Origin of the sequence: Phaeobacter sp. HF9A, assembly GCF_011806385.1 — a bacterium.
Lineage (GTDB): Bacteria > Pseudomonadota > Alphaproteobacteria > Rhodobacterales > Rhodobacteraceae > Epibacterium.
Genome location: NZ_JAATOX010000182.1, coordinates 1 through 5542, shown reverse-complemented (window position 1 = coordinate 5542; position 5542 = coordinate 1). Strand labels below are relative to the sequence as shown.

7 protein-coding genes are annotated in these 5542 nt (G+C 63.1%); all 7 read left to right on the top strand.

Annotated features, from left to right (window positions below):
* The coding region (locus tag HCZ87_RS19555) for an MSMEG_0572/Sll0783 family nitrogen starvation response protein (protein WP_167646615.1) at window positions 1-333 on the top strand (333 nt) is incomplete at its 5' end.
* A 73-nt stretch (window positions 334-406) separates the two neighbouring features.
* The gene (locus tag HCZ87_RS19550; RefSeq protein WP_167646612.1) at window positions 407-1402 is read left to right on the top strand and encodes a Nit6803 family nitrilase; all 996 of its coding nucleotides are present in this window, start codon (window positions 407-409) and stop codon (window positions 1400-1402) included.
* Window positions 1395-2513, top strand: coding sequence for an MSMEG_0568 family radical SAM protein (locus tag HCZ87_RS19545; protein ID WP_167646610.1), 1119 nt, complete (start codon window positions 1395-1397; stop codon window positions 2511-2513). The genes HCZ87_RS19550 and HCZ87_RS19545 overlap by 8 nt, the downstream gene beginning before the upstream one ends.
* Window positions 2510-3052 (top strand): MSMEG_0567/Sll0786 family nitrogen starvation N-acetyltransferase, encoded by a 543-nt coding sequence (locus HCZ87_RS19540; protein ID WP_167646608.1) that lies wholly within the window; start codon window positions 2510-2512, stop codon window positions 3050-3052. The genes HCZ87_RS19545 and HCZ87_RS19540 overlap by 4 nt, the downstream gene beginning before the upstream one ends.
* Entirely contained in the window at window positions 3049-4023 is a 975-nt protein-coding gene (locus HCZ87_RS19535; RefSeq protein WP_167646605.1) for a sll0787 family AIR synthase-like protein, read from the top strand. The genes HCZ87_RS19540 and HCZ87_RS19535 overlap by 4 nt, the downstream gene beginning before the upstream one ends.
* Window positions 4016-4300, top strand: coding sequence for an MSMEG_0570 family nitrogen starvation response protein (locus HCZ87_RS19530; RefSeq protein ID WP_167646603.1), 285 nt, complete (start codon window positions 4016-4018; stop codon window positions 4298-4300). Before HCZ87_RS19535 ends, HCZ87_RS19530 begins: the two co-directional genes overlap by 8 nt.
* Before the next feature lie 14 nt (window positions 4301-4314).
* Window positions 4315-5542: MSMEG_0569 family flavin-dependent oxidoreductase (locus HCZ87_RS19525; protein ID WP_167646601.1), on the top strand; the 1228-nt coding region annotated here is incomplete at its 3' end.

The following is a 5542-nucleotide window of genomic DNA, read 5'->3' as shown; positions in this document are numbered from 1 at the left end:
AACATTCTGCAAGCAATTCGTCTGCAACGCAAAGGGTTCGAGACCTCGATCCTGCTCTATGGTCCCGGCGTGACACTGGGTATCCAGCGTGGTTTCCCGACGCTCGGCGACGAAGCCTTCCCCGGTCACCAGAATTTTGCCGTCAATCTCAAGAAATTCATGGCCGAGGGTGGCAAGGTCTATTGCTGCCGTTTCGGTCTTCAGGCGCTCTATGGCCACGGCGAGCCGGCGCTGCTGCCCGGGATCGTTCCGATCGCGCCGCAGGACGTGCTTGATTGCATCCTGCTCCACCGCAAGGACAACGCCTTCATCCTCGACACCTGGACGGTCTGAACCGGTCGGAACCGGGCCGCAACATCGGCCCGGTTCTCTGCGCAGCTTCGTCTTCAACAATGGGAAAGAGATCATGAGAACCGATATCATTCGCGCCGCCGCGGTGCAGATTGCCCCCGATCTGGCGGGGCGTGCGGGCACGATTGAACGGGTGCTGAACGCGATTGTCGAGGCCGCCGACAAGGGCGCGCAGTTCATCGTCTTCCCCGAGACCTTCGTGCCCTATTATCCGTATTTCTCCTTTGTGCTGCCGCCGGTTCAGCAGGGCGCCGCGCATCTGGAGCTGTATCAGGAGGCGGTTGTCGTCCCTTCGCCGGAAACGCAGGCGGTGGCCGATGCGGCGCGCAAACGCGGCGTTGTCGTGGTGCTTGGCGTGAACGAACGCGATCACGGCTCGCTCTATAACACGCAGCTGATTTTCGACGCCGACGGCAGCCTTGCGCTGAAGCGGCGCAAGATCACGCCGACCTATCATGAGCGCATGGTCTGGGGGCAGGGCGACGGCGCCGGGCTGAAGGTGGTCGAGACCAAAGTGGGCCGCATCGGTGCGCTGGCCTGTTGGGAGCATTACAATCCGTTGGCCCGCTACGCACTGATGACCCAGCATGAAGAAATTCACGCCGCGCATTTCCCTGGCTCGCTGGTGGGTCCGATCTTTGGCGAACAGATCGAGGTCACCATGCGCCACCACGCGCTGGAGGCGGGTTGTTTCGTGGTCAACGCCACCGGCTGGCTGACCGAAGAGCAGATCCAGTCGCTGCACCCCGATCCCAAGCTGCAAAAGGCCATGCGCGACGGGTGCATGACCTGCATCATCTCGCCCGAAGGCCGCCACCTGGCCGAACCTCTGACCGAGGGCGAGGGCATCCTGATCGCCGATCTTGACATGAAGCTGATCACCAAACGCAAACGGATGATGGACAGCGTCGGCCACTATGCCCGCCCCGAACTGCTGCATCTGGTGCATGACACGCGGCCTGCCGAAACACGCGTCGCCTTTGATCCCGCGCCCGTGGCGCCGCCCGCCGCCCGGGCTGATCTCGACGAAAAGGAGCCAAGCCATGTTTGAATCTGACCTCTCTGACGCCGATCTGATCAACGACCTGCAAACGCATGGGATGCGGCTTGTCGATCCGCGCGCGGGCCACGAGGCCCGGCGCGGCGGGGCAGGACCTTCGGACCACAAGGCGGTGACCATCGGCGAGACCACCGTCATGGTGCCGGTGCACACCGCGCCCGCATTTGAATCGCCGTTCCTGGTCGAGCCGCCGGACACCAAGGGCCAGTCCCGCGTGACCCGCAATGGTGCCGAAATCGCCAAGGTTCGGTTTCCGACCAAGCCGAAGTTCTACGACCTGAAAACCGCCGACGGCATTCCCTACAGCCATATTGCCACGCTGCATTCGCGCGACGTGCTGGCGACCACCGTGCTGCAAACCTGCATCCGCTACGAGAGCCGCAAGAAGACCTGCCAGTTCTGCGCGATTGGCCAGAGCCTCGCCGCTGGCCGCACCATCGCGCACAAGACGCCGGAACAGCTGGCCGAGGTCGCCAAGGCGGCGGTGGAGCTTGATGGCGTCAAGCATATGGTGCTGACGACCGGCACACCCAAAGGCAAGGATCGCGGCGCGGCGGTCATGGTCGAGAGCGCGCGGGCGATCAAGGCGGCGGTCGATTTGCCGCTGCAAGGCCAGTGCGAGCCGCCCGATGACGATATCTGGCACCAGCGGATGAAGGATGCGGGCATTGACGCGCTCGGCATGCATCTGGAGGCCGTCACACAAGAGGTCCGCGAGCGGATCATGCCCGGCAAGGCCACCGTGCCGCTGGAGAAATATATGTCCAGTTTCGAGGCGGCTGTGAAGGTCTTTGGCCGCGCGCAGGTGTCTACCTATATCCTTGCCGGTCTCGGTGACACGCGCGAGGCTCTCCTCGAGATGGGGCAAAAGCTCTGTGACATGGGGGTTTACCCCTTCGTCGTGCCCTTCGTGCCGATCTCGGGCACGCCGCTGGAAAGCCACCCGGCACCCAAGCCGGAATTCATGGCCTCGATCCTGCGGCCCCTGGGCGAGATGATCGTGCGCGCGGGCATCCGGTCCGAGGACATCAAGGCGGGCTGTGGCAAATGCGGTGCCTGCTCGGCGCTCTCGACCTATGAAAAGCTGAAGGTGCCCGCATGATCGAGCTTGAGCACCGCCAGTTCCAATGCCCCGGCTATTACATCCGCGCCGCCTCGAAACCCTTTGAGGCGCGTGGGGCAGAAGCGCTGCGCCGCCGGGTCTTTGTCGAGGAGCAGGGGATTTTCAACACCCATGACCGCGACGAGATTGACCTGGTTGCCACCCATCTTGTGGCGCTCTCGACCTATGCGCATGAGGCCGATCAGGTGGTGGGCACCGTGCGTATCCACGAGGAAAGCCCGCGCCTGTGGTGGGGGTCTCGGCTGGCGGTGGACAGCGGTTTTCGTCAGGTCGGGCGGCTTGGCTCCGAGCTGATCCGGCTGGCGGTCTGCACCGCCAATGCGCGCGGCTGCGACACCTTTCTGGCGCATGTGCAAAAGCAGAACGTGCCGCTGTTTCGCCGGTTGAAATGGACGGTTCTGGAGGAGGTCACGCTGCACGGGGTGCCCCACGCCAAGATGTCTGCTGATATGTCCTTCTACCCGCCCTGCGAGAATCCGACCTCGGGCTGGTTCATGAAACCGGGGCGACGGGCATGACCGGGACGCTGGCAGATCTGGCCGAGGCCCTGCGCGCCCATCCCGCGATCCGCTCCAAACTGAGCATTGCGCAGGCGACGGGCATGCTGGGGCTGACCGGCGATGCGGCTGGCGCCCCGGGCGACGACGCTGCGATGATCAAAACGGCAGAGGGTTTTGACCTCTTGGCGGGCGAGGGGTTTATCCCCGCTTTTGTTCAGGCCGATCCGTGGTTTGCGGGCTGGTGCGGGGTGATGGTGAACCTCTCGGACATCGCTGCCATGGGCGGGCGGGCCACAGCGCTGATTGATCAGGTCTGGGCGCCAAATGCCGAGGCTGCCGCCCCCCTGATGGCGGGTCTGCGCGATGCCGCTGCCGCCTATGGCGTGCCGCTGGTTGGTGGCCATACCAACTTTGCCGCCTCTGAACTGAACCTTGCCGTGTCGGTGTTGGGCAAGGCGCAAACGCCGGTGACCAGTTTTGATGCCCGCCCCGGCGATGTGCTGCTGGCGGCGATCGACCACCGTGGGCGCTATGTGAATTTTGACAATTTCTGCGCCGCGCTGGATGCGCCGCACGACCGGCTGCGCGGGGATCTCGCGATCTTGCCAGCGCTGGCCGAACAGGGCCTGTTGAGGGCTGGCAAGGACATCAGCCAGGGCGGCATTGCCGGTACGGCGCTGATGCTGGCCGAAAGCTCCTCTGTGGGCATAGATCTGTATCTGGACCAGATCGTGCCACCCGCCGATGTGCCGCTGCAACGCTGGCTGCATAGCTTTCCCAGCTTCGGTTTCCTGCTCTCAGTTGCGCCCGAGGTGGCCGCCGAGGTTTGCCTTGCCTTCCGCAAACGCGGCATCTGGGCCGATCCCATCGGCAGCGTCCGCGAAGGCGCGGCGCTGACCCTGCACCAGGGCGGCAAGACCGCGCTGTTCTGGGACCATGCCCAGACCCCCTATCTGTCGCTTTCCAAAAAGGAGCCCGCCTATGCCTGAGATGCACTGGACCCTGCGTTGGCCCGATGGCAGCGAGGAGCGCTGCTATTCCCCGTCCAGCGTGATCACCGAGCTGTTCACGCCGGGACAAAGCTACCCCATGCCCGAATTCCTGCAACGTGCCCGCATCGCGATGGAGCGCGCATCGGGTCGGGTGAGACGCAAATACGGTTTCGCCTGTTCGTCGGCGATGGATCAACTCGACAGGATCGAACAGCGGGTTGCCGATTTTGAGGGCCAGACAGACGCGCAAGTCACCTGCCTGTCGATCACATGAAAAGGACCGAGATCATGAAAGATACGCCTATTCCGCATATTCCCGTCGCCATCGTGGGCGGTGGTCAGGCCGGATTGTCGGTGGCCTGTCAGCTGAAGACAAAAGGCATCGAAAGCGTTGTCTTTGAACGCCACGAGAAATTCCATTCCTGGCGCGTCAACCGCTGGGACAGCTTCTGCCTGGTGACGCCGAACTGGCAGTGCCGCCTTCCCGGGTTTCACTATGACAGGGAATTCGGCGGCACGGATCCCGATGGTTTTATGCTGCGCGACGAGATCACCGACTATCTCGACGCCTTTGCTGCGACCTTTGAGCCGAACATCTATGAGCATGTCGACGTCACACGCATCGCCCATCATCCGCAGGGCGGCTATGTGGTGGAAACCAGCATCGGCACCTGGAGCTGCGATCAGGTTGTGATCGCCACGGGCGGCTACGACAAGCCGATCGAGCCTGGCTATGCACAGGCGCTGGATCCGACCATCGTGCAGATGCATTCGGTGGATTACCGCAACCCCTCGCAACTGCCCGAAGGCGATGTGCTGATCGTCGGCACCGGCCAATCCGGCGTGCAGATCATGGAGGATTTCGTGCGCGCCGGACGCGGTGTGCATCTGGCGGTTGGCCCCGCGCCGCGCAGCCCGCGCAAATATCGCGGTCGCGACGCCACCGATTGGCTCTATGACGCGGGCCATTACGATATCACTATCGACACCCATCCTGATCCGCTCAAGGCGCTGACACAGACCAACCACTACATGTCGGGCCGCGACGGCGGCAAGGAGATCGACCTGCGCAAATGGCATGTGGATCACGGGGTGGAGCTGTATGGCTCGCTGGCGAATATGGCGGGTCACAAGCTGGAATTCCTGCCGGATCTGACCAAGAACCTCGATGATGCGGATCGCAGCTATGTCGGCATCCGCGACCAGATCGACGCCTATATCGCCCGAAATGGCATCATTGCGCCCGAAGAACCGCCCTTCGTCAAGGTTTGGGAGCCGTCGCGCGAGCGCACGGAACTGGATCTGAAGGAGGCCGGGATCACTTCGGTGCTCTGGGCGATCGGGTTCCGCCCCGACTATGACTGGATCGAGGTCGATGTCTTTGATGAGCGGGGCAAGCCGAAATTCAATCGCGGCGTCACGGATGTACCGGGCTTCCACTTCATCGGGCTTGGCTGGCTGAACACCTGGGGATCGGGTCGCTTCCTCGGCATCGAAGAAGACAGCGCCTATCTGG